Here is a 15,229-nt window from a genome sequence, read left to right as displayed (position 1 = left end):
CTCACGTGTCCTGATGCTCTTCGCACACGCGCGCATCCTGGGGAACCAGTGGCACCGCCAGCAACGGCAACAGGGCGCACACCGCGAAGGCCGCCGGGTAGCCCGCCACCCCGATCAGCGCGCCGAACAGCGGTGCCGAGCTGGCAGTTGCCAGATGCTGGCTGGTGTTCTGCATGCCCAGGGCGCGCCCGCTCCAGAACGGGCCGGCGATCTCGGCGATCGCGGTGAACGCCAAGCCGTTGTCGGACACCGTGATCACCGAGGCGATCACGATCAGCGCAACGCTGAGCGGTGAGCCCAGCCAATCGGTGAGCGCCAGCAGCCCCATCGTCGCCGCTGCCGCCAGCGCGATGGTCCGGATGGGGCGCAGCCGTTCTCCGAGGACATCGGACCACCGGCCCGCGGCGATCCGGCCTGCCGCGCCCAGCAATTGAGCGATGGTCACCAGCGTCCCGGCCGATGCCGCCGACCAGCCCCGGTCACTCATCAGCCACACCAGGGTGAACGTCCAGACCAGACCCTGGGGGACGACCAGCAGTACCGACACCGCGTGGATGCGCCACAACACGTTCGAGCCGCGGTAGGGGTTGGCCAGGTGTTCGGCCGGCGCCTCATGGCGGGGCGGCCGCGGCGGATCCAGCACTCCCACAGCGCAGATCACCGCCGACAGCACACACACCACCGCCGGGAACAGTAGCGCTGTCGCGGTGCCGTGAGTCTCGGCGAGACGCGGAATCACCAACGCGCCCAAACCGACACCCAAAGGTGTTGCGGTCTGCCGGATTCCCATCGCCAGGCCGCGCTGTTCGGGTGGGAACCAACCGACCACGACCCGCCCACTTGCCGAATTGCTGCTGGCTGCGGCCATTCCGCCCAGCAGCAGGAAGATTCCGACCGCCACCAGGGAATCCGCGGCGGCCGCCGCGAACGCCGCCGCGGCGGTCAGCGCCGAGCCCACCGTGAGCACGATCCGTTCGCCGACCCGATCGACGATGTAGCCCCACGCGATCAGGGTGAGCACAAGTCCGAAGCTCGGCATCGACGACAGCAGGCCGGCCTTGGCCAGATCCAGGCCCCGCTCGGCGTGCAGGGTGGGGATGAGGAATGCCGCGCCGTTGATGAACACGTTGGCGCATGTGGTCGCAGTCAGTGCGATCGCCAACATCGACCAACGGCGAAACGTGCTGATGGACGAAACGGGCATGGGTGCATCGTTTCACGGATGTCCCAATATATTGAACTGTGATTCCAGTATATGAGACGCAGTTCGGCTCCCCTAGGCTGTGGCGGTGAAGTTGAGGTGGTTGACGGCAACCGTTCTGCTGACGTGCGGACTCGTGACAGCACCGCCCGCGGCGGCCGCCGCGCCGAACTGGTCGGGCCTGGACGCCCGTCTTTACGACGCGCCGATTCCCGCGGCCGGCACCCTGATCGAGGCGGTTCCGCTGGATCGGGCACTGACGGTGCCGGGCGCGGCGAGTTCCTACCGCATCCTGTATTCGACTGTTGATCAACATGATTCGCCGGCGCTGAGTACCGCGGCGGTGTTCATCCCGCACGGTGAGGTGCCCGAGGGCGGCTGGCCGACGATCGCGTGGGCGCACGGCACGGTCGGGCTCGGTGACGACTGCGCACCGTCGGCGCAGCCGCGCAGCGCACGGGATAGCGAATACCTGACGCACTGGCTCGACCAGGGTTACGCCGTCGTCGGCTCCGACTACGCCGGGCTGGGTACCCCCGGCCTGATGAGCTATCTCAACAGCGTGGCCACCGCCCACAGCGTGGTCGACTCGGTGATCGCGATGCACCACATGGACCTGCCCTTGTCACCGAAATGGGCCCTGGTGGGGCAGTCGCAGGGCGGCGGGGCCGCGGTCAACAGTGCACGTTGGGCCACTGAATTCAGCCGGGGGACCGGCCTGGACTACCGCGGGGTGGTGGCCACCGGGACACCCTTCAATGTCGAGAGCATCGTCAAACAATCCGGCCCCGACATGGCGCTGCCGCCGAACCTCGGGCCGGCGGCCAACAGCTACACCGGCTACATCCTGGCCGGAGTGCGCGAGGCTCGGCCCGATCTGAACATCGACAGCGTGCTGACCCCGGCTGGGCTGGATGCCGTCAACAAAGCGGAGACACTGTGCAAGCCACAACTCGACGAGGCGCTCACGGGCATGACGCCGACCGGGTTCTTCCGCGCGCCCCTGGCCACCCTGCCCGGCGCAGCTGACGCTCTGGACGCATATCTGGGCACGCCGACCAGTGGCTACGACCGGCCCATCTTCCTGGGCGTCGGTCTGCTGGACCGGGATGTCCCGCCGAGCATGTCGCAGCAACTGGGCGATCAGCTACGGGCCAACGGCCAGGACGTCACGCTCAAGATCTATCCCGACGAGGATCACTCGGGCACGGTGCTGGCCTCCATCCCGGACTCCACGCCGTTCCTGGCCGCGGTGTTCGAAGGCGACTGAGGGAACCGACAAGAGGCGTCGGCGCTGGTCGTCAGACGCTGCGCACTACCCTGGTCAAAATGCGCTTAGGTCGAATCGCCAGTCCCGACGGCGTCGCTTTCGTCAGTGTCGAAGGCGACGGTGCCGATGCCGTCTGCAAAGAGATCGCCGAGCATCCGTTCGGCAATCCCAACTTCACCGGACGGAGCTGGCCGCTGGCCGATGTCCGGCTGCTGGCACCGATCCTGGCCAGCAAGGTGATCTGCATGGGCAAGAACTACGCCGCCCACGCCGAGGAGATGGGTGGGGTGGCCCCCGAGGATCCGGTGATCTTCCTCAAGCCCAACACCGCGATCATCGGGCCCAACGTCCCGATCCAGCTGCCGGCCGACGCCCATCCGGTTCACCACGAGGGCGAGCTGGCGATCGTCATCGGGCGGCCCTGTAAGGACGTGCCGGCCGCCCGCGCTGCCGAGAACATCCTGGGTTACACCATCGCCAACGACGTCTCGGCGCGCGACCAGCAGGCCAAGGACGGCCAGTGGATGCGGGCGAAGGGCCATGACACCTTCTGCCCGGTGGGCCCGTGGATCGTCAACGATCTCGACCCCTCGGACCTGGAGATCCGCACCGAGGTGAACGGAGAGTTGCGTCAGCGCAGCCGGACCTCGTTGATGATCCATGACATCGGCGCGATCGTCGAGTGGGTCTCGGCGGTGATGACGCTGCTGCCCGGAGACCTGATCCTCACCGGAACACCCGAGGGTGTCGGACCCATCGAAGACGGGGACACCGTCAGCGTCACCGTCGAGGGCATCGGCACCCTTACCAATCCCGTTGTGCGTAAAGGAAAGTAATGACGAGTTCAAATGTCAGGGTGCGGTTCTGTCCGTCGCCGACCGGCACGCCGCACGTCGGGCTGGTGCGCACTGCGCTGTTCAACTGGGCGTATGCCCGGCACACGGGCGGAACTTTCGTCTTCCGGATCGAGGACACCGACGCCGCGCGTGACAGCGACGAGAGCTACGCCGCGATTCTCGACGCCCTGCGGTGGTTGGGGCTGGACTGGGACGAGGGCCCCGAGGTCGGCGGTCCCTACGAGCCGTACCGGCAGTCGCAGCGCAGCGAGATCTACCGGGACGTGATCGCCCGCCTGCTCGAGGCCGGCGAGGTGTACGAGGCATATTCGACGCCAGAAGAGGTCGAGGCACGCCACCACGCAGCAGGCCGGAACCCCAAGCTGGGATACGACAATTTCGATCGCACGCTCACCGATGAGCAGCGCGCGGCTTTCGCGGCCGAGGGGCGTAAGCCCGTGCTGCGCTTGCGTATGCCCGACGAAGACCTCGGCTGGACCGACCTGGTGCGCGGTCCGGTGAGCTTCCCGGCGGGCTCGGTGCCCGATTTCGCGATCACGCGTGCCAACGGTGATCCGTTGTACACCTTGGTCAACCCCGTCGACGACGCGATGATGAAGATCACCCACGTGCTGCGGGGCGAGGACATCATGCCCTCGACACCGCGGCAGATCGCTTTGTACCGGGCACTGATGCGCATCGGCGTGGCCGAGCGGGTGCCCGAATTCGCGCACCTTCCAAGCGTTCTCGGTGAGGGCAACAAGAAGCTGTCCAAGCGTGATCCGCAGTCGAATCTGTTCCTGCACCGCGATCGTGGCTTCCTGCCGGAAGGTCTGCTGAACTACCTGGCGCTGCTGGGCTGGGGCATCGCCGACGATCACGATGTGTTCAGCCTCGACGAGATGGTCGCGGCATTCGACGTGGCCGACGTCAACTCCAACCCGGCGCGGTTCGACCAGAAGAAGGCCGACGCGATCAACGCCGAGCACATCCGGCAGTTGACGCCGGAGGATTTCACCGCCCGGCTGCGGACCTATCTCGATGCCCACGGCCACGACACCGGTTTGGACGACGCCGCATTCGCCGAAGCCGCCGCGCTGATCCAGACCCGCATCGTCGTGCTCGGCGATGCGTGGGGGCTGCTGAAGTTCTTCGACGACGGCTCCTACGAGATCGACGAGAAGGCCGCTGCCAAGGAGCTGCGCGAGGAGGCCGCACCGGTCCTGGACGCCGCGCTGAGCGCCTTGGAGGGCGTCGGGGAGTGGAACACCGCCAACCTCGAAGCGGCGCTCAAAGAGGCGCTTCTGGACGGCCTTGAGCTCAAGCCCCGTAAGGCGTTCGGGCCGATCCGGGTCGCGGTCACCGGCGCGACGATCAGTCCGCCGCTGTTCGAGTCGATGGAACTACTGGGGGCCGACCGCAGCCTGTCGCGACTGCGGGCCGCCCGGGCCGCCCTGTGAACGCCCGGGCGTGACGGGGGCTTGGTAAAGAGCACTCAAAATCTTTGGTAGTCTGCTCGTCGGCCCGGAAAGCGAAGCGGGGAAGCCCCCGCCGAGCCGATCGGATCGAAAATTGCCCGTGACCTGCGGTGATGGGCAATTAATGGGGTATGGTGTAATTGGCAACACAGCTGATTCTGGTTCAGCCATTCTAGGTTCGAGTCCTGGTACCCCAGCCATCCGGAGCGGATCAGCCGGATTAGGTGAGTACGACCGCCTGAGCTATGCTGACCATCCGGAAGTTCTAGCCCCCGTCGTCTAGCGGCCTAGGACGCCGCCCTCTCACGGCGGTAGCGTGGGTTCGAATCCCATCGGGGGTACAGAAGTAAAAGCGCCCAGTTCTCACGAACTGGGCGCTTTTGCGTTGTGTGGGATTCGTCCGCCCGGTTTGCGTCGCTCTCCCGTCTTGCGCTCTTCCCGTCGGCTTTGTCACGCCAGAGTGGCTCTGGGTGTCGAAGGTCACCCTGGCGTGACGCTCGGTGAGATTTGGTGGCGCGGGCTACTGAGATTCGCCTCACAGTCGACGGGTGAGCGCGTCGGCGGCGGCAAGTAGATCGGCGGCCCAGCGAGCGCCTGGCCGCCGACCCATGCGATCGATGGGGCCGGACACCGACACCGCGGCGATCACCGCGCCGCGGCCGTCGCGCACCGGTGCCGAGACACTGGCCACGCCCGGCTCACGCTCGGCGGCGCTCTGCGCCCAGCCGCGCTTGCGGACCTCGGCCAGGGTGCGGTCGGTGAACTTGGCGGCCGGCAGCACGGCCTGCTGGGTGGCCGGGTCGGCATAGGCCAGTAGCACTTTGGCTCCCGATCCGGCGGTCATCGGGAGGTGGGTGCCGACCGGCACGGTGTCGCGCAGCCCGGCCGGCGGCTCCAGGGCCACCACGCAGACCCGTGATTGGCCCTCACGGCGGTACAGCTGCACGCTCTCGCCGGTGATCTCGCGCAGACGGGGCAGCACCGCGGCCCCGGCCGCCAGGAGCGGATCGTTGACGTGGGAGGCCAATTCGGTCAATGCCGGGCCCAGGCGCCAGCGGCCGTCGCCGTCGCGGGCCAGCAGCCGGTGCGTTTCGAGCCCGGCGGCCAGCCGGTGGGCGGTGGCCCGGGGCAGCCCGGTCCGCTCGCAGAGTTCGGCCAGCCCGCAAGGTGACTCGGCCACGGTGTGCAGCACACCCACAGCTTTGTCGAGGACGCCGATGCCGCTATCATTTCTCACAGAGAGATACTAACGTCTCGCATTGTGAGATGACAGATAAGATGACGACAGTAACTCCCAGCCCTGGCGGACCCTTGATGCAGCCCAGCATTGCCGTTAATCGAATCGAGAAGTAGCGATGGACCAATCGACACAGACATCCGTGAAGCCGCGCACCCTGGCCGAAAAGGTTTGGGACGACCACGTCGTGGCGCGCGGTGAGGGAGAGGGCGCGGCCAGAGAGCCCGACCTGATCTACATCGACCTGCATCTCGTGCACGAGGTCACCAGCCCGCAGGCGTTCGACGGTCTGCGACTGGCGGGCCGGCCCGTGCGACGGCCCGACCTGACGATCGCCACCGAGGACCACAACGTGCCCACGGTCGACATCGACAAGCCGATCGCGGACCCGGTTTCGCGCACTCAGGTCGAGACGTTGCGGCGCAACTGTGAGGAATTCGGCATCCGGCTGCACCCGATGGGTGATGCCGAACAGGGCATCGTGCACATCATCGGACCGCAGCTCGGACTGACTCAGCCGGGTATGACGGTCGTGTGTGGGGACAGCCACACTTCGACCCACGGTGCGTTCGGCGCCATCGCCATGGGTATCGGCACCTCCGAGGTCGAACACGTGATGGCCACGCAGACACTGCCGCTCAAGCCGTTCAAGACCATGGCGGTCAACGTCGACGGCGTCCTGCCCGCCGGTGTGAGCGCCAAGGACATCATCCTGGCCGTCATTGCCAAGATCGGTACCGGCGGCGGCCAGGGGCACGTCATCGAATACCGGGGCAGTGCCATCGAGGCGCTGTCCATGGAGGGCCGGATGACGATCTGCAACATGAGCATCGAGGCCGGAGCGCGGGCCGGCATGGTCGCGCCCGACGAGACCACCTTCGAATTCCTCAAGGGCCGCCCGCACGCTCCCGAGGGTGCCGACTGGGACGCCGCTGTTGCCGCGTGGAGCCAGTTGCGTACTGACGAGGGCGCCGAATTCGACACCGAGGTCTACCTGGATGCGGCAACATTGAGTCCGTTCGTGACGTGGGGCACCAACCCGGGTCAGGGCGTCCCGCTGTCCGCGGCGGTCCCAGATCCGGAGTTGATGGGCGACGACGCAGACCGGCAGGCGGCGGAGAAGGCTTTGGCCTACATGGATCTTCGCCCCGGGATGGCCATGCGTGACATCGCCGTGGACACCGTGTTCGTCGGATCCTGCACCAACGGCCGGATCGAAGACCTGCGGGTCGTCGCCGACGTGCTGCGCGATCGCAAGGTCGCCGACGGGGTGCGGATGCTGGTCGTGCCCGGCTCGATGCGGGTCCGGGCGCAGGCCGAATCGGAAGGTCTCGACCGGATATTCACCGCCGCGGGCGCCGAATGGCGGCAGGCCGGCTGCTCGATGTGTCTGGGAATGAACCCCGATCAGCTGTCCCCGGGACAGCGCTGCGCCTCGACGTCCAACCGGAATTTCGAAGGCCGACAGGGCAAGGGAGGCCGCACCCACCTGGTCTCGCCGGCCGTCGCGGCAGCCACCGCCGTGCGCGGAAAACTGGCGTCCCCCGCCGATCTGCCCGTCGCGGCCCGCTAAGCAAACCGAAAAGGAGAAGCGTGATGGAGGCTTTCAGCACCCACACCGGCATCGGCGTCCCCCTGCGGCGGTCCAATGTCGACACCGACCAGATCATCCCCGCGGTCTATTTGAAGCGGGTAACCCGAACGGGTTTCGAGGACGGATTGTTCGCCGCCTGGCGCTCTGATCCGTCGTTCATTCTGAATCTCCCGCCATTCGACAAAGGCTCCGTGTTGGTCGCCGGGCCCGATTTCGGCACCGGATCTTCACGCGAACACGCCGTCTGGGCGCTCATGGACTATGGCTTCCGGGTGGTTATCTCGTCCCGTTTCGCCGACATTTTCCGCGGCAACGCCGGCAAGGCCGGGCTATTGGCGGCCGAAGTCGCCCAAGACGATGTCGAGCTCTTATGGAAGCTCATCGAGCAGAATCCTGGGCTGGAAATCACTGTGAATCTTCAAGATCGAAATATCGTCGCCGGAACGGTTGTGGTGCCGTTCAGAATTGACGACTACACGGCCTGGCGGCTGCTCGAGGGACTCGACGATATAGGCCTTACGCTGCGGAAACTCTCCTCAATCGAGGATTACGAGAAGCGCCGGCCGACCTGGAAGCCGCGCACTCTGCCGGCCTGATCGGAGGCCTCTCACGGGCGCTTCGGCGCCCGAATTCGCCGCCTGCCAAACCGGTTCTGGACCCGGCCGGGCGGAGTCCAAGTGGGGCAAGCGGATTGCCGGATTGTTCGCTAGCTACGCCTGAAATTGCGCGTGGCTCTTGGAAATCAGTGGTCACAGGGTTTACCGTGTCCTCTAGTCGGTCCAAGGAGGACCACTGGTTTCGGAGGTTTTGGATGAACAAAGCGGAGCTCATCGACGTACTCACAACCAAACTGGGCACCGATCGTCGGCAGGCTACCGCCGCGGTGGAGAACGTTGTCGACACCATCGTCCGTGCGGTGCACAAGGGCGACAGCGTCACAATCACCGGCTTCGGTGTCTTCGAGCAGCGCCGCCGCGCTGCCCGTGTGGCGCGTAACCCGCGCACCGGCGAGACGGTGAAGGTCAAGCCCACCTCGGTGCCGGCTTTCCGTCCGGGCGCACAGTTCAAGGCGGTTGTTTCTGGGGCGCAGCGTCTCCCGTCTGACGGTCCGGCCGTCAAGCGTGGCGTGACCGCAGGCCCGGCCAAGCGCGCCGCTGCCAAGAAGACCGTCGCCAAGAAGGCGCCGGCCAAGAAGGTGGCTGCCAAGAAGGCCCCGGCCGCCAAGAAGGCCGCGACCAAGGCTCCTGCCAAGAAGGCCGCGACCAAGGCTCCTGCCAAGAAGGCCGCGACCAAGGCTCCTGCCAAGAAGGCCGCGACCAAGGCACCCGCCAAGAAGGCCGCGACCAAGGCACCCGCCAAGAAGGCCGCGACCAAGGCACCCGCCAAGAAGGCCGCGACCAAGGCACCCGCCAAGAAGGCCGCCGCCAAGAAGGCACCGGCCAAGAAGGGCCGCAAGTAATTACGGTAAAGGCACGTCGTGAGCCATAGGTCAGCTCACGACGTGCCTTTCCTCGTGTTGGTCTAACCGCCGGCGGGCAGGGGACTGCCGAGGTGGTCGGCAGCTATCAGGTGGTCGTCGGCCATCGACAGCACCCACGTGCTGCCTTTGCGATTTCCGGTGGTCTGCGGGCGCACCCCGGAGCGCGAACACCACCACGAGATGAGATCGGGAATCACCTTGCCCTGGGTGCAGATCACCGGCGTCCCCGCCCGGACCGCGAGATCGAGCACCCGGCTGCGGCCGGCCTTGTGGTCGGAGTTGTACGCCTCTTCCGTCAGTGCCGGCTCATTGTGGATTTCCACCCCGAGCTCCTGAGCCAGGGGCTCAAGGGTCTGATGGCAGCGCAGCCGATCGGCCGCGTAAAGCGTTGTGGCACCGAATGCCAGTAGTTGGGCGACCAGGGCCTCGGCCTGCGCCCGGCCCTTCTTGTCGAGCGGACGCTTGCGGTCATCGCCCTTGAAACGGGATCGCCGCCCGGCCGTACCGTGCCGGACGATGAGCACCGTCTTGGTATCTGGCGGCTGTTTTGCAAAGCGGCGCAACACTTTTCGATCATGGGGGTAGACCAGCTGATCCATCGCCGAATCCACCGGAAGCCAGATGAGCTTGTCCACCTCATCGTTGGGGGTGAAGTCACCTCCAGTCGCGCGGGCAGCCCAGTACCAGACCCGTTTGGTTCCCTGGGGTATGTCATACGAGATCGAGCCGAGCCGGCGCCCGAGTTGCGCGGTGTAGCCCGTCTCCTCATGAACCTCGCGTACCGCGGCCACCGGATCGGTTTCCCCGAGGTCCACCTTGCCCTTGGGCAGGCTCCAATCGTCATATCGCGGACGGTGGATGACGGCCACCTCGGTGACGGCTACGCCGGAGGCGTCCTCGCCGCCACGCCACAACACGGCGCCCGCCGCGGGCACTACCTTGGTGCCCGGCTTGGCCGCTGTCGCGCTGTCGTTGGACACGTCAACTCCTGCAGTCATTCACCGGTCTGGGCTACCAGCCCGGGGCCCGGCGGGGATCAGGGGTGTCGGTGACGTTCCATCAGCGACACCTGGTGGTCGCGGACTGTCTGTCCCTCCTGGGGCAGCGCCGTCCAGTGACCATCGTGTCGCAGTTCCCAGCACCGGGTGGCCGGATCCATCGCGGACTCGAACACCTCGTTGAGTTGCGCGGTCAGCCTCGGATCCTTGACCTGAGCCATCACTTCGACACGGCGGTCGAGATTACGATGCATCATGTCGGCACTGCCGATCCAGAACTCGTTGATGGCGCGGAAATGAATAATCCGCGAGTGCTCAAGGAAACGCCCGAGGATCGAACGCACCCTGATGTTGTCGGAGTACCCGGGCACACCGGGCCGTAGCGCGCAGATGCCGCGCACCACGATGTCGACGGGGATGCCGGCCTGCGACGCCCGGTACAGCGCGTCGATCACCTGCTCGTCGACCAGGGCGTTGGCCTTGAGCCGGATTCCGGTCGTGGCGCCCTCACGCTGTGCGGCGATCTCCCGGTCGATGCGCTCGATGATGCCCTTGCGCACACCGCGCGGAGCCACCAGCAGATTGCGGTAGGAGTCCTTGCGCGAATACCCGGTCAGCGAATTGAACAGATCGGTGAGGTCGGCGCCGATGTCGGGGTCAGCGGTGAGCAACCCCACGTCTTCATACAGCCGAGCGGTTTTAGGGTTGTAGTTGCCGGTGCCGATGTGGCAGTACCGGCGGATCGTCGACCCCTCGCGACGCACCACAAGGCAGGTCTTGCAGTGCGTCTTCAGGCCGATCAGCCCGTAGACCACGTGCACCCCGGCCTGCTCAAGGGCTCTGGCCCACTTGATGTTGGCCTGTTCGTCGAAGCGCGCCTTGATCTCGACGAGTGCGACCACCTGCTTGCCGGCCTCGGCCGCGTCGATCAGCGCGTTGACGATGGGGGAGTCGCCCGAGGTGCGGTACAGCGTCTGCTTGATCGCCAGCACGTTGGGATCGGCGGCGGCCTGTTCGATGAAGCGCTGCACGGTCGTGGAGAACGAGTCGTATGGGTGGTGCACCAGCACGTCGCCGTCGCGCAGCGTCGAGAAAATGCTCTTGGGTGTCTCGCGTTCGCCGAAAGCCGGTGGGGTGGCGGGCACGAACGGCCGGTCCTTGAGTGCGGGCCGGTCCACGTCATAGATCTGCCACAGTGCCGACAGATCCAGCAGCCCCGGCACCTCGATGACATCGCCGGGGGCGACGTCCAGCTCCCGCAACAGGAGTTCGAGCATGCTCTCGGTCATGTCATCGGACACTTCCAACCGCACCGGCGAGCCGAACCGCCGGCGCGCCAGTTCGCGCTCGAGCGCCTGCAGCAGATCCTCATCGCGGTCCTCTTCGACCTCGAAGTCGGCGTTGCGGGTGATCCGGAATGCGTGGTGCTCCACGATCTCCAGGCCGGGGAACAACACGGGCAGGAACGCCGCGATGAGTTCCTCCATCGGCAGGAACCGCACCGCCGTCGATCCGTCGGCGGGGGCGCTGAGTTCCACGAAACGGCCGACGTTGTCGGGCACCTTGATCCTGGCGAAGTGTTGTCCGCCGTCCTCGGGATGCTTGACGGTGATCGCCAGGTTCAGACTCAGCCCGCTCACGAAGGGGAACGGGTGGGCCGGGTCGACTGCGAGCGGGGTGAGGACCGGGAACACCTGCTCGTGGAAGTAGGTGGACAGCTTTGCGCGTTCGGCCTCGTCGAGCTGGGCCCAGTTGACGATGAGGATGCCCTCTTCGGCCAGCGCCGGGCGGACCGAGTTGAGGAACACGTTGGCGTGCCGGTTGGCGATCTGCTGGGTGCGTTCGTTGATACGGCGCAGCTGTTCGCGCGGGGACAGACCGTCGGCCGAGCGCACCGACAGCCCCATCTCGTCGCGGCGTTTGAGCCCGGCCACCCGGACCATGTAGAACTCGTCGAGGTTGGACGCGAAGATCGCCAGGAACTTCGCCCGCTCGAGCAACGGCAGCGATGTGTCGGCGGCCAGGGCCAGGACCCGGGCGTTGAAGTCCAGCCAGCTCAGTTCGCGGTTGAGGTAGCGATCCTCGGGCAGCGCGTTGTCCACTGCCGGTGAGGTGGCCGCCGGCGGCGCCTCAGGTGTCGCCGACTCGATGGACTGCCCCGATGCGGTTGAGGTGGTGTCCCGTTGGGAGTTGTCCGACCGGGTCCGTGGCTCGGCTTCGGTGGCTTCGCTCATGTGTCCGATCATTCCCTATCGCGCGGGTTCGCGGCTACTTACTGGCATGCCTGCCGAGCGTGCGTGCGGTGGCCGAACCGACGCCGAGCCGTCGCGCCGCCTGGAGATCGTCGGGTGTGTCGATGTCGCAGCGCAGACCGGGCCACGCCCCGGTGAGTTCGATCGCGCCGGAGTGTCGATGGCGCGCAGCTGAATCGGACCCGAAGTGCGGAGCCAGCGAAGTGCCGAACGCGAACAGCGCCGAGGTGCCCGTGCCGTGCCGGTCTCCTACGAAGCTGCGCTGGTAGCTACGCGCCATGGTCAGGGCCTCGGCCAGCTCCTGCGGCTGCAACGCAGGCAGGTCACCTTGGAGGACAACGATATTCGGTGCCGCGGAGCGCAGTTCGGCTTCGGCCGCGGTGATCGCGTTGTTGAGTGGGTCACGATGTCCGGCCGGTGTCGGATCCATCAGCACCCCGGCACCGAGCTGCCGGGCGGCTTCCGCCGCGGTCTCGTCCGGGGTGACGACGGTCACCGGGGCGATGGAGGACGCGGCGGTGATGGTGTCGACGAGCATGGCCAGCACCACCGCCTCGCGGGTGGCCGCGGAGAAGATGGGCGCCAGCCGGGTTTTGGCGGCCGACAGCCGCTTGACCGCGATCACGAGGGTGACGTCAGCGGCCTGCGTTGCTGCTGCGGCGTTGTCGCTTCGGGAGCCGCTCATAGGTTCATCCTGCCAGCCCGGCTGAGGCGGCGAGTGGCGCAGCCGCCGGGATAGGGTGAACGGGTGGTAGAGGCTGCGGTGATGGGTGCCGGTGCGTGGGGGACGGCGCTGGCCAAGGTGCTGGCGGACGCGGGAAATCCGGTGACGATGTGGGCCCGGCGCCCCGAGGTCGCCGACGAGATCAACACCGAACATCGCAACAGTCGTTACCTCGGCGACGTCGTCCTGCCCTCGACGATCCGGGCCACTGCCGATCCGGCCGAGGCGCTGAGCGGGGCCTGCACGGTGTTGCTCGGGGTTCCGGCGCAGCAGCTGCGGGCCAACCTCGAAGGCTGGAAGCACCTGATCGGTGACGACGCGACCCTGGTGAGCCTGGCCAAGGGAATCGAGCTCGGCTCGCTCATGCGGATGAGCCAGGTCATCGTCCAGGTGACCGGCGCCGATCCGTCCCGGGTCGCCGTGGTGACCGGGCCGAACCTGGCCAGCGAGATCGCCGAAGAACAACCCGCGGCCACCGTCGTGGCGTGCAGCGACTCCGGTCGTGCGGTCGCGCTCCAGCGCGCGCTGGCCACCGGATACTTCCGGCCCTACACCAACGCCGACGTGGTCGGCGCCGAAGTCGGCGGGGCCTGCAAGAACGTCATCGCGCTGGCCTGTGGCATGGCGGTGGGAGTGGGGCTGGGGGAGAACACCGTTGCCGCCATCATCACTCGCGGGCTGGCCGAGGTGATGCGGCTGGGCATCGCCTTGGGGGCCACCCCCGCCACGCTGGCCGGGCTGGCCGGTGTCGGTGACCTCGTCGCCACGTGCACCTCGGGGCATTCCCGTAATCGCACGTTCGGCCAGCGGCTCGGCAAGGGCGGCACCATGGAGTCGGCCATGATCGCTGGCGGTGGCCACGTGGCAGAGGGAGTGGCCTCGTGTGAATCGGTGCTGGCGCTGGCGTCCAGTTACGGCGTCGAGATGCCGCTGACCGACGCCGTTTATCGGGTGTGTCACAAGGGATTGTCGGTTCACGAGGCAGTCGCAGGACTATTGGGTCGCAGCACCAAACCGGAGTGAGGGCGCCCGGGCGAGGAGGATGCACAGCTATGGACGGCAGGTACGGGGATTCCACCCGGAGCGTCAAAGCTGTTGGTCTGGAATCGATTCCCGGGCAGCCGGTGGCGCCGATGCCGGTACCGGCGTCGACATTCCATCTTTCGCCCGACGAGGCCGAGCCGCTGGACAGCTACGGACGCAGCTCCAATCCGTCATGGCGACAACTGGAATCGGCGCTCGCCGAACTGGAAGGGGCGGCCGCCGCTCTCACGTTCGGGTCCGGCATGGCCGCCATCACCTCGACCCTGAGGGTGCTCACCAAACCGGGAACCACGCTGGTGGTCCCGGCCGACGGTTACTACCAGGTGCGCAGGTATGCCGCCGAATATCTTGCACCGCAAGGGATCACAGTGATCGAGGCGAATGTGGCCGACATCTGTGAGGCCGCCGCTCGTGCCGATGTGGTGCTCGCCGAGACCCCGGCCAACCCCGGCCTGGACGTCGTCGATCTGCACCGGCTGGCGATGACCTGCCGCGGTCACGGCGCCACCCTTGTCGTCGACAACACCACCGCCACACCGCTGGGGCAGCAGCCGCTTTCGCTCGGCGCCGACCTCGTGGTGGCCAGCGCCACCAAATCCCTGTCGGGGCACAGCGATCTGGTGGCCGGTTACGTCGCGGGCAGCCAGCCCGAGCTGATGGCCGCGGTGGAATCCGACCGGCTACTGGCCGGACCGGTCCTGGGCGCGTTCGAGGCCTGGCTCGTGTTGCGCAGCCTGGGTAGCGCCGGGCTGCGCTTCGAACGGCAGTGCCAGAATGCCGCGGCCCTGGCGGTGATGCTGCGCAGCCATCCGGCGGTGCAATCGGTGCGCTATCCCGGGTTGCCCGAGGATCCGGCGCACGAGCTGGCGGCCACCCAGATGAAGCGGTACGGCGGGCTGGTGTCGATCGAGCTGGCCGACGCCGACGCCGTCCATGCCCTGGTGGAGCGCAGCGCGCTGCTCATCGCCTCGACCAGCTTCGGTGGGATTCACACCTCGGTCGACCGCAGGGCCCGCTGGGGTGATCCCGTACCTGCCGGATTCGCCCGCATCTCGGCCGGGATCGAGGACACCGAAGACCTGATCGCCGACTTCGAACAGGCGCTTGACGGCTGA

Annotated in this window: 13 protein-coding genes and 2 tRNA genes; 10 read left to right on the top strand and 5 right to left on the bottom strand. The window is 66.9% G+C overall.

What is annotated here, in order from left to right:
* Position 1 precedes the first annotated feature (1 nt).
* Positions 2–1,204, bottom strand: coding sequence for an MFS transporter (locus BN2156_RS10150; protein ID WP_090513041.1), 1,203 nt, complete (start codon positions 1,202–1,204; stop codon positions 2–4).
* Positions 1,205–1,295: 91 nt separating this feature from the next.
* Here BN2156_RS10150 and BN2156_RS10145 point away from each other — a divergent pair, with 91 nt between their 5' ends.
* The 5 genes from BN2156_RS10145 (at position 1,296) to BN2156_RS10125 (ending at position 5,126) form a co-directional block, all read left to right on the top strand.
* Positions 1,296–2,471, top strand: coding sequence for an alpha/beta hydrolase family protein (locus tag BN2156_RS10145; protein WP_090515721.1), 1,176 nt, complete (start codon positions 1,296–1,298; stop codon positions 2,469–2,471).
* Between the two features lie 59 nt (positions 2,472–2,530).
* A complete protein-coding gene (locus BN2156_RS10140) occupies positions 2,531–3,307 on the top strand; it encodes a fumarylacetoacetate hydrolase family protein (RefSeq protein WP_090513038.1) in 777 nt (258 codons plus the stop codon).
* A complete protein-coding gene (gene gltX / locus BN2156_RS10135; RefSeq protein ID WP_090513035.1) occupies positions 3,307–4,767 on the top strand; it encodes a glutamate--tRNA ligase in 1,461 nt (486 codons plus the stop codon). The genes BN2156_RS10140 and gltX overlap by 1 nt, the downstream gene beginning before the upstream one ends.
* Positions 4,768–4,910: 143 nt before the next feature.
* A tRNA-Gln gene (locus tag BN2156_RS10130) sits at positions 4,911–4,985 on the top strand.
* Positions 4,986–5,053: 68 nt separating this feature from the next.
* Positions 5,054–5,126, top strand: a tRNA-Glu gene (locus tag BN2156_RS10125).
* Positions 5,127–5,320: 194 nt separating this feature from the next.
* Here BN2156_RS10125 and BN2156_RS10120 read toward each other — a convergent pair.
* Positions 5,321–6,022: an IclR family transcriptional regulator gene (locus tag BN2156_RS10120; protein ID WP_029111385.1), complete on the bottom strand. Its 702-nt coding sequence runs from the start codon at positions 6,020–6,022 to the stop codon at positions 5,321–5,323.
* A gap of 118 nt (positions 6,023–6,140) precedes the next feature.
* Between BN2156_RS10120 and leuC the strand changes: the two genes are divergently transcribed.
* The 3 genes from leuC (at position 6,141) to BN2156_RS10105 (ending at position 9,075) form a co-directional block, all read left to right on the top strand.
* Complete coding sequence (leuC, locus tag BN2156_RS10115; protein WP_090513033.1) at positions 6,141–7,595, top strand: 3-isopropylmalate dehydratase large subunit; 1,455 nt, start codon at positions 6,141–6,143, stop codon at positions 7,593–7,595.
* Positions 7,596–7,618: 23 nt separating this feature from the next.
* A complete protein-coding gene (gene leuD / locus BN2156_RS10110) occupies positions 7,619–8,212 on the top strand; it encodes a 3-isopropylmalate dehydratase small subunit (protein ID WP_090513030.1) in 594 nt (197 codons plus the stop codon).
* Between the two features lie 215 nt (positions 8,213–8,427).
* Positions 8,428–9,075, top strand: coding sequence for an HU family DNA-binding protein (locus tag BN2156_RS10105; protein ID WP_090513027.1), 648 nt, complete (start codon positions 8,428–8,430; stop codon positions 9,073–9,075).
* A 62-nt stretch (positions 9,076–9,137) separates the two neighbouring features.
* On the opposite strand, the gene mutT1 is transcribed toward BN2156_RS10105, so the two are convergent.
* The 3 genes from mutT1 to cofC are packed head-to-tail and all read right to left on the bottom strand — an operon-like array spanning position 9,138 to position 13,031.
* On the bottom strand, positions 9,138–10,094 hold the full coding sequence (gene mutT1 / locus BN2156_RS10100) for an 8-oxo-(d)GTP phosphatase MutT1 (protein ID WP_090513024.1): 957 nt from the start codon (positions 10,092–10,094) through the stop codon (positions 9,138–9,140).
* Between the two features lie 38 nt (positions 10,095–10,132).
* Positions 10,133–12,340 carry an RNA degradosome polyphosphate kinase gene (locus BN2156_RS10095; RefSeq protein WP_090513022.1) on the bottom strand — a complete coding sequence of 736 codons (2,208 nt, stop codon included), beginning with the start codon at positions 12,338–12,340 and terminating at the stop codon, positions 10,133–10,135.
* 22 nt (positions 12,341–12,362) lie between these two features.
* Positions 12,363–13,031, bottom strand: coding sequence for a 2-phospho-L-lactate guanylyltransferase (cofC, locus tag BN2156_RS10090; RefSeq protein ID WP_090513019.1), 669 nt, complete (start codon positions 13,029–13,031; stop codon positions 12,363–12,365).
* A 63-nt stretch (positions 13,032–13,094) separates the two neighbouring features.
* Here cofC and BN2156_RS10085 point away from each other — a divergent pair, with 63 nt between their 5' ends.
* Positions 13,095–14,093, top strand: a complete 999-nt coding sequence (locus tag BN2156_RS10085) for an NAD(P)H-dependent glycerol-3-phosphate dehydrogenase (RefSeq protein WP_162490763.1) — start codon at positions 13,095–13,097, stop codon at positions 14,091–14,093.
* 29 nt (positions 14,094–14,122) lie between these two features.
* A complete protein-coding gene (locus BN2156_RS10080; RefSeq protein WP_090513013.1) occupies positions 14,123–15,229 on the top strand; it encodes a cystathionine gamma-lyase in 1,107 nt (368 codons plus the stop codon).

This window comes from Mycolicibacterium neworleansense (assembly GCF_001245615.1).
Taxonomy (GTDB): Bacteria; Actinomycetota; Actinomycetes; order Mycobacteriales; family Mycobacteriaceae; genus Mycobacterium; species Mycobacterium neworleansense.
This window is presented reverse-complemented; position numbering and strand designations above follow the sequence as displayed.

Excerpts from the sequence above, each read along its gene's own strand:
- gltX (WP_090513035.1), top strand. The coding sequence starts at position 3,307 with ATGACGAGTTCAAATGTCAGGGTGCGGTTCTGTCCGTCGCCGACCGGC.
- BN2156_RS10140 (WP_090513038.1), top strand. The coding sequence starts at position 2,531 with ATGCGCTTAGGTCGAATCGCCAGTCCCGACGGCGTCGCTTTCGTCAGT.
- BN2156_RS10150 (WP_090513041.1), bottom strand. The coding sequence starts at position 1,204 with ATGCCCGTTTCGTCCATCAGCACGTTTCGCCGTTGGTCGATGTTGGCG.
- mutT1 (WP_090513024.1), bottom strand. The coding sequence starts at position 10,094 with ATGACTGCAGGAGTTGACGTGTCCAACGACAGCGCGACAGCGGCCAAG.
- leuD (WP_090513030.1), top strand. The coding sequence starts at position 7,619 with ATGGAGGCTTTCAGCACCCACACCGGCATCGGCGTCCCCCTGCGGCGG.
- BN2156_RS10105 (WP_090513027.1), top strand. The coding sequence starts at position 8,428 with ATGAACAAAGCGGAGCTCATCGACGTACTCACAACCAAACTGGGCACC.
- BN2156_RS10095 (WP_090513022.1), bottom strand. The coding sequence starts at position 12,340 with ATGATCGGACACATGAGCGAAGCCACCGAAGCCGAGCCACGGACCCGG.
- BN2156_RS10080 (WP_090513013.1), top strand. The coding sequence starts at position 14,123 with ATGGACGGCAGGTACGGGGATTCCACCCGGAGCGTCAAAGCTGTTGGT.
- cofC (WP_090513019.1), bottom strand. The coding sequence starts at position 13,031 with ATGAGCGGCTCCCGAAGCGACAACGCCGCAGCAGCAACGCAGGCCGCT.
- leuC (WP_090513033.1), top strand. The coding sequence starts at position 6,141 with ATGGACCAATCGACACAGACATCCGTGAAGCCGCGCACCCTGGCCGAA.